Raw genomic sequence first — 19,040 nt, 5'->3', positions numbered from 1 at the left:
TCCTCTTACTTGGCTTCGACGAAGACGTACTCGGCACCGGTCGGCGCCAGCGCGGCCTGGACGCGCTCGTTGTCCACGGCGTCGCCGATGAACAGGATGCGCACGCCCTTGAGGGTATCCGGCGGCACGTCGGCGAAGGCGACCAGCATCAGGTCGGCCATCTTGGCCGAGGCCGGCGAACCGAAGGCCAGCAGGTTGCCCTTCTGCACGCCGCGCGCCATCGCGGTCTTGGCCGATTCGACCTGGCGCTCGTACTTGGCGGCGAACTCCGGGTCCGATTCCGGCGGCAGGTAGTACAGGAACGGGTTGTTGGTGACCGTGCCCATGTTCTCCTGGACCACGGCCGGCAGGTAGGCCTTCCAGCCCGCGTCGTCGTCCCTGGCCGGCGCGGTCAGCACCTTCTTCTCGGCCGCTTCGTTGGCCACCGGGGCCTCCTTCTTGCAGGCCGTCAGGACCAGCGGCGAAACCAGCATGCAGGCGAGCAGAAGCGCGCGCGTCGTCGTGTTCATCAGGAACCTCCCGTCGTTCGTAGGAAAAATGTCACTCGGAAACCGCATTGCCACGCCTGGCCTCCCGCAAGGCCGTGGCCACCGCCGGCGGCACGAAGCCCGATACATCGCCTCCCAGTCGGGCGATCTCGCGCACCAGCGAAGATGAGATGAAGCTGTACTGCTCGGCCGGGGTCAGGAACAGGGTCTCGACCTCGGGGATGAGATGGCGGTTCATGCTCGCCATCTGGAACTCGTACTCGAAATCCGACACCGCGCGCAGGCCGCGCAGCAGCACGCCGGCGCCGACGTCGCGGACGAAGTGCGCCAGCAGCGAATCGAAGCCGCGCACCTCCACGTTCGGATGCCCGGCCAGCGCCTCGCGGGCCAGCCGGACCCGCAGCTCCAGCGACAGCGTCGGGCCCTTGGCCTGGCTGGTCGCCACGCCGACGATCACCTTCTCGAACAGCGGCGCGGCCCGGGCGACCAGGTCGATATGGCCGTTGGTGATCGGGTCGAAGGTGCCGGGATAGACGGCAGTACGGCGTTGGACCACGGGGCTGGCGTCGTTTCAAGGTGCCGGATTGGCGGCGGCCAGTGTATCAGCGCACTCCGCGCCCGGTGTATCGCCGGCGGCGCCCGGCGTTGCCGCCACCCGGTACAGCGCCGCGCGCGCCTGCGCGGTGCGCAGTTCCCGGTGCAGGCGCCAGCCGGATGGCGGCGACGGCGCCTGGTCCACCGGCGACTCCAGGTAGATCCAGCCGTCGACGGCCATGTGCGGCGGCAGCGCCTGCAGGGTCCCGGCCCAGAGATCCGCCGCGAACGGCGGATCGACGAATGCGACGCGGCAGCCGCCCCCGCCTGCCGGCGCCTGCCCGGCCAGCCAGCGCACCGCGTCGTCCTGCACCACGCGGACCTGCGCCTCGGCGTGCAGCCGCTGCACGGCTTCGCGCAGGCATTGGGCCTGCGCCGGATCACGCTCGACCAGGATCGCCTGCGCCGCGCCACGCGACACCGCTTCCAGGCCCAGCGCGCCGCTGCCGGCGAACAGGTCCAGCACCGTCGCCCCCGGGAGCACCGGCTGCAGCCAGTTGAACAACGTCTCCCGGACCCGGTCGGAGGTCGGTCGCAGGCCGGCCAGGTCGGGCACGGCCAGGCGCGTGCCGCGCCAGCGTCCACCGATGATGCGCACGCTGCCGGCGGTCCGCGCCGGTGCGGCCGGGGCGTGCGACGGATGCCTGGGAGGGCGGCGGTTCATCGGGGGGCAATGGGGTGCGGTGCTAGCATGGCGCGCATTCTCCGATATCCGCAGGCAATGGTCAGTTTCTTCCGCCGCAAGAAGCCGCAGGATGCCCCTGCCCCCGCAACGTCCAACCGTTTCAGCGCCGAGGAACTGGCTGCCGCGTTCCCGGCGGCGCCGGCCGCGGCCGACAACGGCGCGCTGGACGTGGATGCGGCTGCCGGCGCGGCCCTGGTCGAGCCGGCGGTGGTCGAACAGCAGCCGCTGGAGGAAACCGCCGAGGCGGTGATCGACGCCGATGCCGGCACCGTGGCCGACGCCGGCCTGGTGGTGCCGGCGGCCGCGGCCCCGGGCAAGCCCGGCTGGCGCGAGCGGCTGCGCAACAGCACCTTCGCCCGCAGCTTCGGCGGCCTGTTCTCGCGCAACCCCAAGCTCGACGACGACCTGCTCGACGAGATCGAGACCGCGTTGCTGACCGCCGACGTCGGCGTGGGCGCAACCACCGCGCTGGTCGACGGCCTGCGCAGGCGGATGAAGGCGCGCGAGTTCGCCGATGCCAACGCACTGCTGGTGGCGCTGCGCGGCGAGCTGGTGGCGATGCTGCGCCCGGTCGCCCAGCCGCTGGTGATCGACCGCGGGGCGCGGCCGTTCGTGCTGCTGACCGTGGGCGTCAACGGCGTCGGCAAGACCACCACCATCGGCAAGCTGGCGCGCCGCTTCAAGGACGAGGGCCGCAGCCTGGTTCTGGCCGCCGGCGACACCTTCCGCGCCGCCGCCGTGGCCCAGCTGCAGGCCTGGGGCGAGCGCAACGGCGTGACCGTCATCGCCCAGGGCCAGAACGCCGACGCCGCCTCGGTCGCGTTCGACGCGCTGCAGGCGGCCAAGGCGCGCGGCATCGAGGTACTGGTCGCCGATACCGCCGGCCGCCTGCATACCCAGACCGGGCTGATGAACGAGCTGGGCAAGATCAAGCGCGTGCTGCAGAAGCTCGATCCGGCCTCGCCGCACGAAGTGCTGATGGTGATCGACGGCACCACCGGCCAGAACGCGCTCAACCAGCTGCGCCAGTTCCACGCGGCCGTGGGCGTCACCGGACTGGTGGTGACCAAGCTCGACGGCACCGCCAAGGGCGGCGTCGTGTTCGCGCTGGCGCGCGAATTCGGCATCCCGATCCGCTTCGCCGGCATCGGCGAGCGGCCGGAAGACCTGCGCGTGTTCGACGCCGAAGCCTTCGTCGACGCGTTGCTGCCGGAAGCGCTGGGCGGCAGCTGAGCATGCCGGCCGCAACGCGTGGCAGGCGCCGCGCCGGACCCGCAGTGCCCGGGCCGGAATCGGTGCCTGCCCCGGTGCCCGAAGGCAGCGACCCGGGCGACGGCTTCGCGCCCCGGCTGCTGGCCTGGTTCGACCGCCATGGCCGCCATGACCTGCCCTGGCAGCATCCGCGCACGCCGTACCGAGTATGGCTGTCGGAAGTGATGCTGCAGCAGACCCAGGTCGCCACGGTCATTCCGTATTTCGAGCGCTTCCTGCGCGCCTTCCCCGACCTGCCGACGCTAGCCGACGCACCGTCCGACGCGGTCATGGCGCAGTGGGCCGGGCTGGGCTACTACAGCCGCGCGCGCAACCTGCATGCCGCCGCCCGGCTGTGCGTCCAGCGCCATGGCGGCGACCTGCCGCGCGATCTCGAGGCATTGGTGGCGCTGCCGGGCATCGGCCGCAGCACCGCCGGGGCGATCCTCACCCAGGCCTGGGGCGACCGTTTCCCGATCCTGGACGGCAACGTCAAGCGCGTACTCGCCCGCTACCACGGCATCGAAGGCTGGCCCGGCTTGCCGGCGGTCGAGAAATCGATGTGGACGCTGGCCCAGTCGCACCTGCCGCAGGCGCGCCTGGCCGACTACACCCAGGCGCAGATGGATTTCGGCGCCACCCTGTGCACGCGCGCCAACCCGGCCTGCGTGCTGTGCCCGCTGCAGGAAGGCTGCGCCGCGCTGGCCAGCGGCCGCACCGCCTCGCTGCCCACCGCCCGCCCGGGCAAGGCCCTGCCCGAGCGCAGCGCGGTGGTGCTGTGGGCCGAGGACGCGCAGGGCCGGATCCTGCTGGCCCGGCGTCCGCCGACGGGGGTGTGGGCGACGCTGTGGTCGCTGCCGCAGGCCGACGACGAGGCCCAGGTGCAGGCCTGGTCGGCACGGCACCTCGCCGGCGCCTGGGATGCCGAAACCCTGCCCGAGGTGCCGCACGCCTTCAGCCATTACCGGCTGCGGCTGCAGCCGCGGCGCCTGCGCGAAGTCGCGCCGAAGGCCGCGGTCGGCGACAATCCCGACCTGCGCTGGGTCGCACGCGATGAACTGCACGCGTTCGCCCTGCCCGCCCCCATCCGCAAGCTGATCGATTCCAGGACATGAGCCGCACCGTCTTCTGCCACTACCAGCAACGCGATGCCGAGGGGCTGGATTTCGTCCCTTGGCCGGGCGAACTGGGCCAGCGCATCCACGCCCACATCGGCAAGCCCGCGTGGGCCGCCTGGCTCGCGCACCAGACCATGCTGATCAACGAGAACCGGCTCTCGCCGCGCGACCCGAAGCACCGCGCCTTCCTGGAAAGCGAAATGGAGAAGTTCCTGTTCGGCGGCGGCGCGGAAAAACCCGCCGGCTACGTGCCGCCGGAAACCTGACCCGCGTTGCCGCGGCCGCGGAGCCGGCACGGCGACCGCGCCGTGCCGGCACCCGATCCCTTTTATCCGTCAGTTCGACGGCGGCGTTTCGGCCGGCGGAGCGTCCTGGCGCGCCTCGGCATTGGCCTGGCGGATCTCTTCGCGGCTCTGGTTGAGCGCCGGCACGTCGATCGGGCGGATGGTGTCGATCCGGCACGGGATCCGCGCCACCTGGCTCACGCCGGGACCGCGTGGCGTCACCGTGTCGAAGCGCGCGGTCACCGTGTTGGAGAAGTGCGAGATCGTGATCGAGGTGGCGAACTGCAGGTCCTGGCAGGGGCCGGCGAAGTTCAGCAGGAACGCCTCGTTCGGGCGGGTCCACACCACCATCGCGCTGTTGCCCAGCGGGGTCCAGCCATTGAGGCGCCCGAACATGCGGAAGTTGCGCACCGGCTCCCCGGCATGGGCCTCGTAGAACGCCAGCCGCTCGGCGTCCGTGGCCCTGGGCATCCCCGAGTTGCTGCAGGCCGCGGCCCCCAGCGAAAGGGCAATCGCAAACACCCCCATCGAAAGCATCTTTTTCACGAGCTTCTCCGTGCGTGGGTGGACCGCGAGCGATCATGCGCCCAACGTTTCCCGCTGCCAACCGGAACCGCGAACGCGCCCGGCTTGTCTGCCATCCCGCGCCCCGGTATGATTCCGCCCCTCGCCGCGGTCATGCCGCGCATGGCCGGGTAGCTCAGTTGGTAGAGCAGGGGATTGAAAATCCCCGTGTCGGGGGTTCGATTCCCTCCCCGGCCACCACTTCTGGTGGATGGAACAGCGAGAAGCCGCGAAGGCCTGCAGGAATGCAGGCCTTTTCGCTTTCTGGGGCTTGTACAGCCGCACCACGGCAGCCCGGCGCTGCGAATGGTCGGCTCGGAAATTTCCTACCCGCCAAGCCGGCTCTAGCCGATTCCCACGCGCTGACGCGCTTCGCACACTCGCGCGACGCCTGCTCCCGGCGGCCGGAACCCGGACCTTGCATGGACCAGAGACTCCTCGTCGTCCGTCGCGAACACGGCGGCGGCACCCTCCTCGATTGCGGCAGGCCGCTGGCCTGGTATCCGTCGGTGGCCGCAGCCCTGGCGGTGGCGGCGACCCTGGCCGACGCCAGTGCCCTGCGCGGCGGCCAACCGGCACGGGTGGAGTTGCGCGCCGGCCACACCTCCTGGCTGCAGACCGCAGGCTGCTGAACCCCGCGCCGACTCACCGGCCCGGATGGCATGGCCCTGGCCGGGACGACGGCCCCGGCCGGGATGCTAGGATCGGCGCGCCCTCTCGCGGAGGCCCCATGCGCGCCCTGCCGATCCTGCTGCTGGCCTGTCTTGTGCTGGCGCTTCCCGCCCGCCCCGCCATGGCGGCGGCACCGGTGACCTCGGTCCCGGCGATGGACCTGTCCCGGTACGCCGGCAACTGGTACGAGATCGCGCACCTGCCGGTCTCGTTCCAGCGCAAGTGCGTGGCCGACATCACCGCCAGCTACGCCCTGCGCGCGGACGGCACCATCAGCGTGCGCAACGCCTGCCTGGCGCGCGATGGCAGCCAGGCGGTCGCCGAAGGGGTGGCGAGGACGGTCGAAGGCCATCCGGGCCGGCTCGAGGTGCGCTTCGTGCCCGGCTGGCTGTCCTGGGTGCCCCTGGTATGGGCCGACTACTGGGTGATCGCCCTCGATCCCGACTACCAGTGGGCGGTGGTCGGCGACCCCGACCGCAAGTACCTGTGGATCCTCTCGCGCGAGCCGACCATGGATCGGGAACTCTTCGCACGACTCAAGGCCAAGGCGGACGCCATGGGCTACCAGCTGGAGCCGCTGGTGGTCGCCGCCCCGCTGCGCTGAGCGGCGGCGACGGCTTACTATCGGGCCATCGCCCGCCCGGAGATCGCATGAAGCCCGTCCTGAAGCTGCTGTTGGCCACCGCCGTCCTCGTCCTGCTCGCCTCGTGCGGAGGCAACGCCCGGCGCGTGTCGCCGCCTTCGGCCGCGATCCAGCAACTGGCGGTGCAGTCCAATGGCGACTGGATGGTGGACCTGCGGCTGCACAACTTCAGCAGCGTTTCCATGCGCTTCGACAAGGTCCGGCTTGAGGTGAGCGTGGACGAACACGCGGCCGGGGTCCTGCAGGCCACGCCGGGCATTTCGATCGGGCCGGGATCGGCCGACGTGGTGAAGGTGTCGATGAGGCCCGATGGCATGTCGCGCATCGCGGTGGCCGATGCCCTGGCCACCCGCAGGTCGCTGTCCTACCGCCTGGTCGGCACGGTGGACGCCACGCCGGACGAGGCGAGCAAACCGCGCCAGTTCGACGTCGACGACCGCAGCGCGCTCAATCCCGCGCCGGGCCTGGACGGCGTGCTGCGCTGACCCCGCCGACGGCATACCCAAACCGTCACCATTCGGGTATAAGCTGTTTTCCCGATGGAGACGGACACAGCAACGCTAGGTCTGGTCTGCACCGGAGCGCAGGCCCCGGTCGCCGCCCCTCCCCCGCGGGAGCACGCACCCGCGGTACGGGTGCTGTCGCTGGATGCGCACGGTCGCGCAATGGACTGGATCGGCTGGCAGGACGCGACCTGCCTCTACGCACGCGACGCGGTCGCCTGGACTCTGGGCGACCCCTGCCTGCGCGTGCATGGCGGCATCTGCCGCATGACCGGCGAGCGCAGCATGATCGAGCTGCACCCGATCGTCGCCACCCGCGGCCATGCCCATGCCCGCGCCCTGGATCCCACGCCGACCCTGTCCAATACCGCGCTGTTCGCCCGCGATGCGCACCTGTGCCTGTACTGCGGCGGCCAGTTCAACCGCCCGCACCTGACCCGCGACCACGTCATGCCCCTGTCCAAGGGCGGCCGCGACGTCTGGGAGAACGTGGTCAGCGCCTGCTTCCACTGCAACTCGCGCAAGGGCGACCGCACCCCGCAGCAGGCGCACATGCCGTTGCTGGCCGTCCCCTACCGGCCCAGCTGGATCGAGCACCTGATCCTGTCCAACCGCAACATCCTGGCCGACCAGATGGCCTTCCTGAAGGCGCAGCTGCCCAAGCGGTCGAAGCTGTCGGCCTGAACCTCCCCGGCCCCTGAACGGCCTTGCTTGCCCCGTCACGCCCCCGGGGAGGAAAATGGCGGCCCGTACCGTGCCGCACCCGATGAGCATCGATTCCGCCCGCTACCCGCGCCTGTCGCGCATCGACACGCCTGCCGACCTGCGCCAGTTCGACGAGGCCGAGCTGCCCGCGATCGCCGAGGAGCTGCGTGCGTACCTGATCGAGTCGGTCGGCCGCAGCGGCGGCCACTTCGGCGCCGGACTGGGCGTGGTCGAACTGACCGTGGCCTTGCACTGGCTCTACGACACCCCGGTCGACCAGCTGGTCTGGGACGTGGGCCACCAGACCTACCCGCACAAGATCCTCACCGGCCGCCGCGACCGCATCCACACGGTCAAGCAGAAGGACGGCGTGGCGCCGTTCCCCAAGCGCGAGGAAAGCGAGTACGACACCTTCGGCGTCGGCCATTCCTCGACCTCGATCTCCGCCGCCCTTGGCATGGCGATCGCGCTGCAGCGCGCCGGCGACCCGCGCAGGGTCGTGGCCGTGATCGGCGACGGCGCGATGACCGCGGGCATGGCCTACGAGGCGCTCAACCACGCCGGTGGCATGGACGACGAGCCGAACCTGCTGGTGATCCTCAACGACAACCGGATGTCGATTTCCGAGGCGGTCGGCGGCGTCACCAAGATGCTCGGCCGGATGACCGGCAGCGCGACCCTCAACAAGCTGCGCGAGGGCGGCAAGAAGCTGCTGGGCGACAAGAAGAACCCGACCGCGCGCTTCGTGCGCCGCTGGGAGGAACACTGGAAGGGCATGTTCGTGCCCTCCACCCTGTTCGAGGAAATGGGTTTCCACTACACCGGCCCGATCGACGGCCACGACCTGCCTGCCCTGGTCAACGCGCTGAAGACGCTCAAGACCCTCAAGGGCCCGCAGCTGCTGCACGTGATCACCACCAAGGGCAAGGGCTACGAGCTGGCCGAGGGCGACCAGATCGGCTACCACGCCGTCGGTCCGTTCGATCCGGCCAAGGGGCTGGTTGCGAAGGCCGGCGCGAAGAAGCCGACCTATACCGACGTGTTCGGCGACTGGCTGTGCGACATGGCCGCGGTCGAGCCCCGCCTGCTGGGCATCACGCCGGCCATGCGCGAAGGCTCCGGGCTGGTGCGCTTCAGCAGGGAATACCCGGAACGCTACTTCGACGTGGCCATCGCCGAGCAGCACGCGGTGACCCTGGCCGCCGGCATGGCCACCCAGGGCGCCAAGCCCGTCGTGGCGATCTACTCCACCTTCCTGCAGCGCGGTTACGACCAGCTGGTCCACGACGTGGCCACGCAGAAGCTGGACGTGCTGTTCGCCATCGACCGCGGCGGCGTGGTCGGCCCGGACGGTGCCACCCATGCCGGCAACCTCGACCTGAGCTTCCTGCGTTGCGTGCCGCACATGCTGGTGATGGCCCCGGCCGACGAGAACGAGTGCCGGCAGATGCTCAGCACCGGTTTCCACCACGAAGGCCCGGCCGCGGTGCGTTATCCCCGCGGCACCGGGCCGGGCGTGGCGGTCGACCCTGGCCTGGAGACCTTGCCCATCGGCAAGGCGCAGCTGCGCCGCAGCGGCTCGCGCATCGCCCTGCTCGCCTTCGGCGCGACCGTGCCGGCGGCCGAACAGGTCGGCGCCGAGCTCGGGCTGACCGTGGTCAACATGCGCTTCGTCAAACCGCTGGACCGCGCGCTGGTCCTGGAGCTGGCGGCCAGCCACCAGGGTTTCGTCACCGTCGAGGACAACGTCGTCGCCGGTGGCGCCGGTTCGGCGGTGTCGGAACTGCTCAACGCCGAGGGCGTGCTGTTGCCGGTGCTGCACCTGGGCCTGCCCGACGCCTTCCAGCACCACGCCAGCCGCGAGGACCTGCTGGCCGAGGCCGGCATCGATGCGGCCGGCATCCGCGCCGCGGTGCTCAGGCGCTGGCCGCAGCTGGCAACGACGGAAAGCGACCTGCCTCGCGCCGCCGGCGCCCTGTAGAGCCGGGCTCGCCCGGCTGCTTCGCCGAGCCGTCGAGTGCCTCGACTGCCCGGGAAGGGCTGCGGGGCAAGCCCCGCTCTACGAAGAGAGCGCCCCGCGCGTGTGCCGGGTCAGATCGCCCTACAGGGGCGGCGGCGCGATCGCATCGCCAGGCGGCGCATCCGCCGTCTCTTCGATCCCATCCTCGTACCCGTACTCGTCCGGCGCCTGGATCCGGTAGCCGCGTTGCCGCAGCTCGGCAAGGTACCCGCCGTCGCCGCGGAGCAGCTCATCGATCGACAGCGTGGCGAAGGACACCGGATGGGCGGCCACCGCCTTGTCGACGGCGCTCATCCAGCTGTCGCGCACGCGCACGTCGATGTCGACCAGCCCGCGCTTGCGTGCGGTCTCGGTCTGGGTCCACGCCGACAGGCAGGCCAGCAGCTGGTTGCGTCCGCTGGGCATGGTCCGCAGCGCGTCCAGGTCGCCCACCGCCCAGGCGTTGGCACGCGCCACGATCTGCGGCAGGTCGCGCTCGATGATGTCCAGGGTGCCGTTGAAGCAGGCCAGGTCTTCGGGCTTGAGCTCTTCCTTGCGGAAATCCGCGATCGCCTGGCGCGGGTCGTCGATCTTCAGCGCGAGCAAGGTGGAGGTGCGCTCCAGGTCGCGCTCCTTGAGCGCCTTGTCGATCACCGGCCCGACCACCCCGCCCTCGCGCAAACCATTGCGCTCCAGCGCCGCCTTGTAGAGCTCGTAGACGGCGATCAGCGGGCGCTTCTTTTCCACGCCGCGATCGCGGCCAAGGTAACGCTGCTTGAGCACGCTCCAGCGCGCATGGACCTCCGGCGGCAGCACCTGGTCCAGGGTCTGGCCGTCCGGGTTCTTCATCGCCTTCAAGGCCGATGGCGCCAGGGTCAGGACGCGGAAGAAGCCCATGTCCGCATTGATGGTCACCCCCGGTGAACCCAGCACCGCCCCGGCCTGCCCCAGCACATCGCGCGCCTCGTCCGCGTCCCAGCTCATCCCGCGCGGAAGCGGCGACTGGGTGCCAAGTATGTACAGGGTGTGGCCGCCGCGCGTGGCCCGCCACATGCCCGGCCCAGGCTGTACGCCGGTGACGACCACCGCTTCCATGTCCACGACCGGTGCCGCGCCAGCGCTGGGGGCGGGCGGCGACGGCTCCTGCGCCTGCGTGGCGCCCGTCGCGAACGCACCCCCCAGGACCAGGAGCACCACACCTGCCGCCATCCGTGCCGCCATGCCTGCGCTCCCAGTCGCCACTGCCGGGCCGAGCATACGCGGGGCCGGCCAGCCGTCGGCGGCCGGTGCAACGGTGGCCGCGGGCCTGTTCATGATTGGTTCCGCGGCCGGTGGCGCACACGAAAAAGCCCGCGCAAGGCGGGCCTGTTCGCAACACGTAATGGTCGGGGTAGCCGGATTCGAACCGACGACCACCAGTCCCCCAGACTGGTGCGCTACCAGGCTGCGCTATACCCCGAAGCAGCTTTCCGCCAGAGGCGGGCCGGCGATTATACCGGTTCGGCCGCGTCCGCGGCGAGGCCTCCGCGAAACCGCCGGTGGTGGCTCAGCGCCGCAGCAGCTGCAGCACTTCCTCCAGCTCCATGCGCACCTGGCGCACGATCTGGCTGCTCAATGCCGACTCCTGCTTCGCACCCTCGCCCTCCAGGCGCAGCCGCGCGCCGCCGATGGTGTAGCCCTGTTCGTACAGCAGGCCGCGGATCTGGCGCACCATCAGCACATCGTGGCGCTGGTAGTAGCGGCGGTTGCCGCGGCGCTTGACCGGACTGAGGCTGGGGAACTCCGTCTCCCAGTAGCGCAGCACGTGCGGCTTGACGTCGCACAGCTCGCTGACCTCGCCGATGGTGAAGTAGCGCTTGGCCGGGATCGGCGGAAGCTCGCGGTTGCTGCCCGGATCAAGCATGCGGCTCGGCTCCCGCGTAGGCTTCCACCCGCTCCTTCAGCTTCTGGCCCGGGCGGAACGTGACCACGGTGCGGGCCGAGATCGGGATCTCCTCGCCGGTCTTCGGGTTGCGCCCCGGGCGCTGGTTCTTGCGGCGCAGGTCGAAGTTGCCGAAACCCGACAGCTTCACCTGCCGGCCGCCCTGCAACGCCTCGCGCAGCACGTCGAAGAACGCGTCGACGAACTCCTTCGCCTCGCGCTTGTTCAGGCCGACTTCGTCGAACAGACGCTCGGCCATCTCCGCCTTGGTCAATGCCATTCCGGTCCTTCCCCTGTATCAGCCGCGGATCCGCGCGCCGTGCGCGCTGCCCAGTTCGGCGACCACGCGAGCCACGACCGCATCCGCGTCCTGGTCGGTCAGAGTGCGCGCGTTGTCCTGCAAAATCAAGCCCATAGCCAGACTCTTGCAACCGGATTCAACGCCCGCCCCCTGGTAGCGGTCGAACAGCAGCAGGTCGCGCAGGACCGGCCCCGCGGCGCGGCGAACGCCTGCGGCCAGGTCGGACCAGGCCACGTCCAGCCCGACCACGAAGGCCAGGTCGCGGCGCACCGCCGGGAAGCGCGACAGCGCCTCGGCATGCGGCAAGGCCCGCGCCTCCAGGGGCTCGAGGTCCAGCTCGAAGGCGACCACGTCGACGTCCAGGCCCAAGGCCAGCTGCAGGCGTGGGTGCAGCTGGCCGATCCAGCCGAGGCGCACCGGTTCGCCTTCCGCGGCGCTGCGGTACACGTCCGCGCTGCGGCCGGGATGGCCGAACGGTTCGGCCGACGGACGGAACTCCAGGACCGCACCCGAGGCGGCCGCCAGCGATTCGAGATCGCCCTTGAGGTCGTGGAAGTCGACCCGGCGCGACGCCTCGCCCCACTGTTCGGCGCGGGCCTCGCCGCAGGCGACCGCCGCGAGCCGGCGGGTTTCCCGCGGCGCCGGATCGGGACCGCCCGGCGCACGCGACGACGGGTCGGCCGCAGCGAAGGTGCGACCGAGCTCGAACAGGCGCACGCGCCCGGCCTGCCGCGACACGTTGCGCGCCAGCGCGTCGACCAGGCCGGGCAGCAGCCGCGGACGCATCACCGCCAGCTCGGCGCTGAGCGGATTGGCCAGCGCCACGGTGTCGTCGGCACAGCCCCAGGTCCGCAGCAGGTCGGCCTCGACGAAGGCGAAGCTGATCGCCTCCAGGTAGTCGCGGGCGACCAGCTGGCGGCGGATATCGGCCTCGGCCAGGCGGGTTTCGCTCGGCACGACTATGCGCGCCGGGCCGCCTGGGAGGGTCGTCGGCAGCCGGTCGTAGCCGTGGATGCGCGCCAGTTCCTCGACCAGGTCCTCCTCGATCGCGATGTCGAAGCGGCGGCTGGGCGGGGTCACCTGCCAGCCATCGCCGCTCGCGGCGACCTGCATGCCCAGCGCACGCAGGATGCGTTCGATCTCGGCATCGGCGATCTCGATGCCGAGCACGCGCGCCACGCGCGCGCGGCGCAGGCCGATCGCGGCCGGCGCCGACAGGTGGCCAGGCAGGGTCGCCTCGGTCAGCGGACCGGGCACGCCGCCGGCGATGTCCAGGATCAGCCGCGTCGCATACTCCACTGCAATGCGCGGCAGCTCCAGATCCACGCCACGCTCGAAGCGGTGGCCGGCGTCGGTATGCAGGCCGAGGCGGCGGCTGCGACCGATGATCGCCGACGGGACCCAGTGCGCGGCCTCGAGGAATACGTTGCGGGTGGCCTCGGTGACCTTGGTCGCCTCGCCGCCCATGATCCCGCCCAGCGCGACCGCACGCGCGGCGCGGCCGCCGTGGCTGTCGGCGACGACCAGGAAGTCGTCGTCCAGGGCCGCCTCGCGCCCGTCCAGCAGCCTGAGCTGCTCGCCCGCGCGCGCCTGGCGCACCACGACCGGGCCGGTCAGCGCGTCGCGGTCGAAGGCATGCATCGGCTGGCCCAGCTCCAGCATCACGTACTGGGTGACGTCGACCAGGAAACTGATCGGGCGCACGCCGGCACGGCGCAGGCGCTCGGCCATCCACACCGGGGTCGGCGCGGTGGCGTCCACGTTCTCGACCACGCGGCCGGCGAAGCGCGGCACTCGCCCGCCCGCTTCGAGCACGACGTCCATGGCGGCGTCGCCCTGCGCCGGCACCGGCGCCATGTCCAGCGGTGCGACCTCGCTGGCCAGCGCTGCGGCCACGTCATAGGCGATGCCGCGCACGCTGAAGCAGTCGGCGCGGTTGGGGGTCAGCTTGATCTCGATGCTGGCGTCGGGCAGGCCGAGGTAGTCGGCCAGCGGCGCGCCCACCGGCGCATCGGACGGCAGCTCGAGCAGGCCGGAGGCGTCGGCGTCCAGGCCCAGCTCCCTGGCCGAGCAGAGCATGCCGTTGGATTCCACCCCGCGCAGCCTGGCCGCCTTGATCGCGATGCCGCCCACGTTCGCGCCGACCGTGGCCAGCGGCGCGACCAGGCCCGCCCGCGCGTTCGGCGCGCCGCAGACGACCTGCAATGGCGCCTCGCCGCCGATGTCGACCTGGCAGACCTGCAGGCGGTCGGCTTCCGGGTGCTTCACCGCCTCGACGATGCGCGCCACCACCACGCCGGCCAGCCCATCGCCCAGCGCGGTCACTTCCTCGACCTCGAGCCCGATCGCGGTGAGCGTGGCGGCCAGCCCGTCGCGGTTGGCCGAGGTGGGCACGTGGCTGCGCAGCCAGTTCTCGGAGAATTTCATCTTGATCGCGTTCCGTGGGGCGGGCCTGGCCCGCCGTGAATGTCGAAGGGTCCGTCGTCGTAGCGGTCAGGCGAACTGCCGCAGGAACCGCACGTCGTTCTCGAAGAACGCGCGCAGGTCGTTGACCCCGTAGCGCAGCATCGCGAAACGCTCCACGCCCAGGCCGAAGGCGAAACCGGTGTAGCGCTCCGGGTCGATGCCGCAGTTGCGCAGCACGTTGGGGTGGACCATGCCGCAGCCGAGCACTTCCAGCCAGCGCACGCTGCCGTCCGGCTGCTGCCAGGCGATGTCGACTTCGGCGCCCGGCTCCACGAACGGGAAATAGCTCGGGCGGAAGCGCATCTGGAAGTCGCGCTCGAAGAAGGCGCGCACGAACTCGGCCAGGGTGCCCTTGAGGTCGGCGAAGGTCGCGTGCTCGTCGACCAGCAGGCCCTCGACCTGGTGGAACATCGGCGAGTGGGTCTGGTCGCTGTCGCTGCGGTAGACCTTGCCGGCGGCGATCATCCTCAGCGGCGGCGAATGCTCGCCCATGTAGCGCACCTGCACACCGGAGGTGTGCGTGCGCAGCAGGCGGCCGTCACCGAAGTAGAAGGTGTCGTGCATGGCGCGCGCCGGATGGTGCGGCGGGAAGTTCAATGCCTCGAAGTTGTGCCAGTCGTCCTCGATCTCCGGGCCGTCGGCCAGCTCGTAGCCGAGCCTGCCGAAGATTTCGGCGATCCGCTCCAGCGTGCGCGACACCGGGTGGATGCCGCCGCGTTGCCCGTCGCGGCCCGGCAGGGTCACGTCGATGGCCTCACCGGCCAGGCGCGCGTCGAGCGCGGCTTCCTCCAGCACCGCCCTGCGCGCGGACAGCGCCTGCCCGACCTCGTCGCGGATCCGGTTGATGGCTTCGCCGGCGGCCTTGCGCTGGTCGGCAGGCAGGGTGCCCAGCTGCTTGAGCTGGGCGGTGATGCTGCCCTGCTTGCCCAGCAGTCCCACGCGCAGGGCTTCCAGTGCGTCGGGCGACTGCGCGGCGGCGATGTCGGCCAGCGCGCGCGCGGCCAGGGATTCGATTTCGCTCATGGGGTTCCGGGTTCCGGCGTTCGGAAAAACAAATGGGGAAGGACTCGCGCCCTTCCCCACGTGTCGGACGGCGAGCCGTCCAGTGCCACTTTTACGGTGGAGAGGCGGCTCAGGCCGCCAGGGCACTCTTCGCCTTCTCGGCCAGCGCCGTAAACCCGGTCGCGTCGTGCACGGCGATGTCCGCCAGCACCTTGCGGTCCAGGGTGATGCCGGCCTTGAGCAGGCCGTTCATGAAGCGGCTGTAGCTCAGGCCGTTGCTGCGGGCAGCCGCGTTGATGCGGGTGATCCACAGCGAGCGGAAGTTGCGCTTCTTCTGCTTGCGGCCGATGTAGGCGTACTGCTGCGCCTTGATGACCGCCTGCTTGGCGACGCGGAAGACCTTGCGGCGGGCGTTGTAGTAGCCCTTGGCGAGGTCGAGGACCTTCTTGTGACGGCGGCGCGCCTGGACGCCACGCTTGACTCGTGCCATTGGTCAGTCCTCCTCAGAGATACGGCAGCATGCGGGTCAGGCGGCCGGCATCCTCGGCGCGGACGTGGTTCGTCTGCCGCAGGTTGCGCTTCCGCTTGGTCGCTTTCTTGGTGAGGATGTGGCTACGGTTGGCGTGGCCGGCCTTGAACTTGCCGGACGCGGTCTTGCGGAAACGCTTGGCCGCCGCCCGGTTGGTCTTGATCTTGGGCATTGCTGTGTCCTTGATGGGAACTGTCACTGGCGCGGGCGGTGGCGTGCCGGGGCACTGACCACGCTTTCCATCCATGCCCACACCGGTCGGTAAGTCGTTGATTCCCGAGGGGAATACGACGGGTCCTAGGGTCGTTGCCAACCCTCTCCGGCGAACCGGAGCCGCGCATTATGCCGGCCGCCGGATTTCTTTGCAAATCAGGAGGTTCCGCGAGGAGCCGCTCGGCGCAGGGCGGCACCGGAACGCCAGGGAAAAGTGCGCGCGCCGGGCTCCCGGGTGGGTGCGTAAGCGCAGGCCTCAACGCCTGACCGCCTGCCGGGTGCTGCGCGGACCAGGGCGACACGCCATCCCTGCTTGCGCTGCCCCGGAACGCGCATCGTGGCGCGCCGGCTCCTGGCGACCTTGCAGGCAAACTCCGAAACGGGAAGGGGCGCCCTCGGCGCCCCTTCTTCCGCTGCCATGGCGCCGGCGCGGTTACTTCTTCTTGGGCGCGATCATCATGACCATCTGCCGCCCTTCCAGGCGCGGGCGGGATTCGATGACGATATCGTCGCCCAGGTCGGCTTCGATCCGCGCGGCCATCTGCCGGCCCAGTTCCTGGTGGCTCATCTCGCGGCCACGGAAGCGGATGTTGACCTTGACCTTGTCGCCCTCCTCCAGGAAGCGGCGCATGTTGCGCAGCTTGATCTGGTAGTCGCCCTCGTCCGTGACCGGACGGAACTTGAGCTCCTTGATCTCGACCTGCTTGGTCTTCTTCTTGGCCTCGTTGGCCTTCTTCTGCAGTTCGAACTTGAACTTGCCGAAGTCCATGATCTTGCAGACCGGCGGATCGGCGTTGGGCTGGATCTCGACGAGGTCGAGCTCCTCGTCTTCGGCCATGCGCAGCGCTTCGTCGCGCGACAGCACGCCTATCATCTCGCCGTCGGACCCGATCACGCGCACGCGCGGGACGCGGATTTCGCCGTTCTTCCGGTTTTGTTTCTCTGGGGTACTGATGTTTCGGTCTCCAGGGGTGGAATGTGGGGAGGCCGGCGGCGGCCGGCCACTCCCTGTCTGGTATTACGCCAACTCTTGCGAACGCAGCGTCTCGGCGAACGCGGACACCGACATTGTGCCCAAATCTTCCCCGGAACGCGTGCGCACCGCCACGGCGCCGTTCTCCTTCTCGCGGTCCCCGACCACCAGCAGGTACGGCACCCGCTGCAGCGTGTGCTCGCGGATCTTAAAGCCGATCTTCTCGTTGCGCAAATCGGCCTCGACCCGGAAGCCTTGATTCGCAAGGGTTTTCTGGACTTCCGCCACGTATTCAGCCTGGGCGTCGGTGATGTTGGCCACGACCGCCTGGACCGGGGCCAGCCAGGCCGGGAAGGAACCGGCGTGGTGCTCGATCAGGATCCCGATGAAGCGCTCCATCGAACCGACGATGGCCCGGTGCAGCATGACCGGGTGCCGGCGCTGGCTGTTCTCGTCCACGTATTCGGCGCCGAGCCGGCCGGGCATCATGAAATCCACCTGCATGGTGCCCAGCTGCCAGGTCCGGCCGATGGCGTCCTTGAGGTGGTACTCGATCTTGGGCCCGTAGAAGGCGCCCTCGCCCGGCAGCTCCTGCCACTCCACGCCCGAGGCGCGCAGGGCCGAGCGCAGCGAATCCTCGGCCTTGTCCCAGGTCGCGTCGTCGCCCAGGCGCGAATCCGGGCGCAGGGCGATCTTGATCTGGATCTCCTGGAAGCCGAAATCGGCGTAGACCTTCAGCGCCTGCTCGTGGAAGGCGCGAACCTCGGCCTCGACCTGGTCCGGGGTGCAGAAGATGTGGCCGTCGTCCTGGGTGAAGCCGCGCACGCGCAGGATGCCGTGCAGCGCGCCCGAGGGCTCGTTGCGGTGGCAGGCGCCGAACTCGCCGTAGCGGATCGGCAGGTCGCGGTAGCTGTGCAGGCCCTGGTTGAACACCTGGACGTGGCCCGGGCAGTTCATCGGCTTGATCGCGTAGGTGCGCTTCTCCGATTCGGTGAAGAACATGTTGTCCTTGTAGTTGTCCCAGTGGCCGGACTTCTGCCACAGCGACACGTCCAGGATCTGCGGGCAACGCACCTCGCCGTAGCCGGTCTGGCGGTACACGCGGCGCATGTACTGCTCCACCACCTGCCACACCGACCAGCCCTTGGGATGCCAGAACACCAGGCCCGGCGCCTCCTCCTGCAGGTGGAACAGGTTCTGCTGCTTGCCGATGCGCCGGTGGTCGCGCTTCTCGGCCTCCTCGATCCGCTGGATGTAGGCCTTGAGCTGCTTCTCGTCGGCCCAGGCGGTGCCGTAGATGCGCTGCAGCTGCTCGTTCTTCGCATCGCCGCGCCAGTAGGCGCCGGAGATGCGGGTCAGCTTGAACGCCTTGAGGAAGCGCGTGTTGGGCACGTGCGGGCCGCGGCACATGTCCACGTACTCCTGGTGGTAGTACAGGCCCATCGCGGTCACGTCCTCCGGCATGTCCTCGATCAGGCGCAGCTTGTAGTCCTCGCCGCGCGCCTTGAAGACGTCCACGACCTCGGCGCGCGGGGTCATCTTCTTGATGACGTCGTAATCCTGCGCGATCAGCTCGCGCATGCGCGCTTCGATGGCGGCCATGTCGTCGGGGGTGAACGGCCGCTCGGAATAGATGTCGTAATAGAAGCCCTCGGCGATCACCGGGCCGATGACCATCTTGACGTCCGGGTACAGCTGCTTGACCGCGTGGCCGACCAGATGGGCGCAGGAGTGGCGGATGATCTCCACGCCCTCCTCGTCCTTGGGCGTGATGATGCGCAGGGTGGCGTCGCGGTCGATGAGGTCGCTGGCGTCGACCAGGCGGCCGTCGACCTGGCCGGCAACGGTGGCCTTGGCCAGGCCGGCGCCGATCGACTGGGCGACCTGCATGACGGAGACGGGGGCTTCGAATTCGCGGCGGCTGCCGTCGGGAAGGGTGATCGTGATCATGGGAGCGGGGAAAGTCTCTGTCGCGCCCGGCCGGAGCCGGCGCTGTTGCACTGGAAAGTCCGTCCATGGATGGCCGGGCTCTTGCCCATGGACGGGCATAAAAAAACGCCCACGAGGGCGCCGGCTGGAATCGCGGGGCCTCGGCGGCGAGCTAGTGGTGGGCGGTGGTAGTGCTCATG

21 protein-coding genes and 2 tRNA genes are annotated in these 19,040 nt (G+C 70.2%); 9 read left to right on the top strand and 14 right to left on the bottom strand.

Going from position 1 to position 19,040, the window contains the following annotated elements; translation table 11 throughout:
- Nucleotides 1-5: 5 nt before the first annotated feature.
- The 3 genes from ABKA19_RS13750 to rsmD are packed head-to-tail and all read right to left on the bottom strand — an operon-like array spanning nt 6 to nt 1,794.
- Nucleotides 6-509, bottom strand: a complete 504-nt coding sequence (locus tag ABKA19_RS13750; protein ID WP_162378406.1) for a hypothetical protein — start codon at nt 507-509, stop codon at nt 6-8.
- Between the two features lie 31 nt (nt 510-540).
- Nucleotides 541-1,044 (bottom strand): pantetheine-phosphate adenylyltransferase, encoded by a 504-nt coding sequence (gene coaD, locus ABKA19_RS13745; protein WP_162378407.1) that lies wholly within the window; start codon nt 1,042-1,044, stop codon nt 541-543.
- Between the two features lie 15 nt (nt 1,045-1,059).
- Nucleotides 1,060-1,794 carry a 16S rRNA (guanine(966)-N(2))-methyltransferase RsmD gene (gene rsmD / locus ABKA19_RS13740; protein WP_502945801.1) on the bottom strand — a complete coding sequence of 245 codons (735 nt, stop codon included), beginning with the start codon at nt 1,792-1,794 and terminating at the stop codon, nt 1,060-1,062.
- Nucleotides 1,795-1,803: 9 nt separating this feature from the next.
- On the opposite strand from rsmD, the gene ftsY reads away from it, so the two are divergent.
- From ftsY to ABKA19_RS13725, 3 genes are all read left to right on the top strand, one after another.
- Complete coding sequence (gene ftsY, locus ABKA19_RS13735; RefSeq protein ID WP_353689391.1) at nt 1,804-3,000, top strand: signal recognition particle-docking protein FtsY; 1,197 nt, start codon at nt 1,804-1,806, stop codon at nt 2,998-3,000.
- Between the two features lie 62 nt (nt 3,001-3,062).
- On the top strand, nt 3,063-4,133 hold the full coding sequence (gene mutY / locus ABKA19_RS13730) for an A/G-specific adenine glycosylase (RefSeq protein WP_502945790.1): 1,071 nt from the start codon (nt 3,063-3,065) through the stop codon (nt 4,131-4,133).
- Nucleotides 4,130-4,402: an oxidative damage protection protein gene (locus ABKA19_RS13725; RefSeq protein ID WP_353689366.1), complete on the top strand. Its 273-nt coding sequence runs from the start codon at nt 4,130-4,132 to the stop codon at nt 4,400-4,402. Before mutY ends, ABKA19_RS13725 begins: the two co-directional genes overlap by 4 nt.
- Nucleotides 4,403-4,471: 69 nt before the next feature.
- Here ABKA19_RS13725 and ABKA19_RS13720 read toward each other — a convergent pair whose 3' ends face one another.
- On the bottom strand, nt 4,472-4,948 hold the full coding sequence (locus ABKA19_RS13720; RefSeq protein ID WP_353689389.1) for a DUF6491 family protein: 477 nt from the start codon (nt 4,946-4,948) through the stop codon (nt 4,472-4,474).
- A 161-nt stretch (nt 4,949-5,109) separates the two neighbouring features.
- Between ABKA19_RS13720 and ABKA19_RS13715 the strand changes: the two genes are divergently transcribed.
- The 6 genes from ABKA19_RS13715 (at nt 5,110) to dxs (ending at nt 9,488) form a co-directional block, all read left to right on the top strand.
- A tRNA-Phe gene (locus ABKA19_RS13715) sits at nt 5,110-5,185 on the top strand.
- A 221-nt stretch (nt 5,186-5,406) separates the two neighbouring features.
- Nucleotides 5,407-5,616 (top strand): hypothetical protein, encoded by a 210-nt coding sequence (locus tag ABKA19_RS13710; protein ID WP_353689365.1) that lies wholly within the window; start codon nt 5,407-5,409, stop codon nt 5,614-5,616.
- Between the two features lie 98 nt (nt 5,617-5,714).
- A complete protein-coding gene (locus ABKA19_RS13705) occupies nt 5,715-6,260 on the top strand; it encodes a lipocalin family protein (RefSeq protein WP_353689364.1) in 546 nt (181 codons plus the stop codon).
- Nucleotides 6,261-6,307: 47 nt separating this feature from the next.
- Nucleotides 6,308-6,784, top strand: coding sequence for an LEA type 2 family protein (locus ABKA19_RS13700; protein WP_353689363.1), 477 nt, complete (start codon nt 6,308-6,310; stop codon nt 6,782-6,784).
- Nucleotides 6,785-6,838: 54 nt separating this feature from the next.
- Nucleotides 6,839-7,486, top strand: a complete 648-nt coding sequence (locus ABKA19_RS13695; protein WP_162378415.1) for an HNH endonuclease — start codon at nt 6,839-6,841, stop codon at nt 7,484-7,486.
- An 82-nt stretch (nt 7,487-7,568) separates the two neighbouring features.
- Nucleotides 7,569-9,488, top strand: a complete 1,920-nt coding sequence (gene dxs / locus ABKA19_RS13690; RefSeq protein ID WP_353689362.1) for a 1-deoxy-D-xylulose-5-phosphate synthase — start codon at nt 7,569-7,571, stop codon at nt 9,486-9,488.
- A gap of 120 nt (nt 9,489-9,608) precedes the next feature.
- Here dxs and ABKA19_RS13685 read toward each other — a convergent pair whose 3' ends face one another.
- The 10 genes from ABKA19_RS13685 to thrS form a co-directional block, all read right to left on the bottom strand.
- On the bottom strand, nt 9,609-10,727 hold the full coding sequence (locus ABKA19_RS13685; protein ID WP_353689361.1) for a TraB/GumN family protein: 1,119 nt from the start codon (nt 10,725-10,727) through the stop codon (nt 9,609-9,611).
- 161 nt (nt 10,728-10,888) lie between these two features.
- Nucleotides 10,889-10,965: transfer RNA gene (locus ABKA19_RS13680), tRNA-Pro, on the bottom strand.
- Between the two features lie 87 nt (nt 10,966-11,052).
- A complete protein-coding gene (locus tag ABKA19_RS13675) occupies nt 11,053-11,409 on the bottom strand; it encodes a MerR family transcriptional regulator (RefSeq protein WP_028916088.1) in 357 nt (118 codons plus the stop codon).
- Complete coding sequence (locus ABKA19_RS13670; RefSeq protein ID WP_162378417.1) at nt 11,402-11,707, bottom strand: integration host factor subunit alpha; 306 nt, start codon at nt 11,705-11,707, stop codon at nt 11,402-11,404. The genes ABKA19_RS13675 and ABKA19_RS13670 overlap by 8 nt, the downstream gene beginning before the upstream one ends.
- A gap of 18 nt (nt 11,708-11,725) precedes the next feature.
- Nucleotides 11,726-14,155 (bottom strand): phenylalanine--tRNA ligase subunit beta, encoded by a 2,430-nt coding sequence (gene pheT / locus ABKA19_RS13665; RefSeq protein ID WP_353689360.1) that lies wholly within the window; start codon nt 14,153-14,155, stop codon nt 11,726-11,728.
- Between the two features lie 66 nt (nt 14,156-14,221).
- Complete coding sequence (locus ABKA19_RS13660) at nt 14,222-15,217, bottom strand: phenylalanine--tRNA ligase subunit alpha (RefSeq protein ID WP_353689359.1); 996 nt, start codon at nt 15,215-15,217, stop codon at nt 14,222-14,224.
- Between the two features lie 109 nt (nt 15,218-15,326).
- Entirely contained in the window at nt 15,327-15,686 is a 360-nt protein-coding gene (gene rplT / locus ABKA19_RS13655) for a 50S ribosomal protein L20 (RefSeq protein WP_353689358.1), read from the bottom strand.
- A gap of 13 nt (nt 15,687-15,699) precedes the next feature.
- On the bottom strand, nt 15,700-15,897 hold the full coding sequence (gene rpmI / locus ABKA19_RS13650; RefSeq protein ID WP_024868243.1) for a 50S ribosomal protein L35: 198 nt from the start codon (nt 15,895-15,897) through the stop codon (nt 15,700-15,702).
- A gap of 474 nt (nt 15,898-16,371) precedes the next feature.
- The gene (infC, locus tag ABKA19_RS13645; RefSeq protein WP_162378439.1) at nt 16,372-16,893 is read right to left on the bottom strand and encodes a translation initiation factor IF-3; all 522 of its coding nucleotides are present in this window, start codon (nt 16,891-16,893) and stop codon (nt 16,372-16,374) included.
- A gap of 63 nt (nt 16,894-16,956) precedes the next feature.
- Complete coding sequence (gene thrS, locus ABKA19_RS13640; RefSeq protein ID WP_162378421.1) at nt 16,957-18,861, bottom strand: threonine--tRNA ligase; 1,905 nt, start codon at nt 18,859-18,861, stop codon at nt 16,957-16,959.
- Nucleotides 18,862-19,040 lie beyond the last annotated feature (179 nt).

It is taken from the genome of Pseudoxanthomonas sp. Soil82 (genome assembly GCF_040446535.1).
GTDB lineage: Bacteria > Pseudomonadota > Gammaproteobacteria > Xanthomonadales > Xanthomonadaceae > Pseudoxanthomonas > Pseudoxanthomonas kaohsiungensis.
The sequence above is the reverse complement of the archived record's forward strand: the minus strand, read 5'-3'. Positions and strand labels throughout refer to the sequence as shown.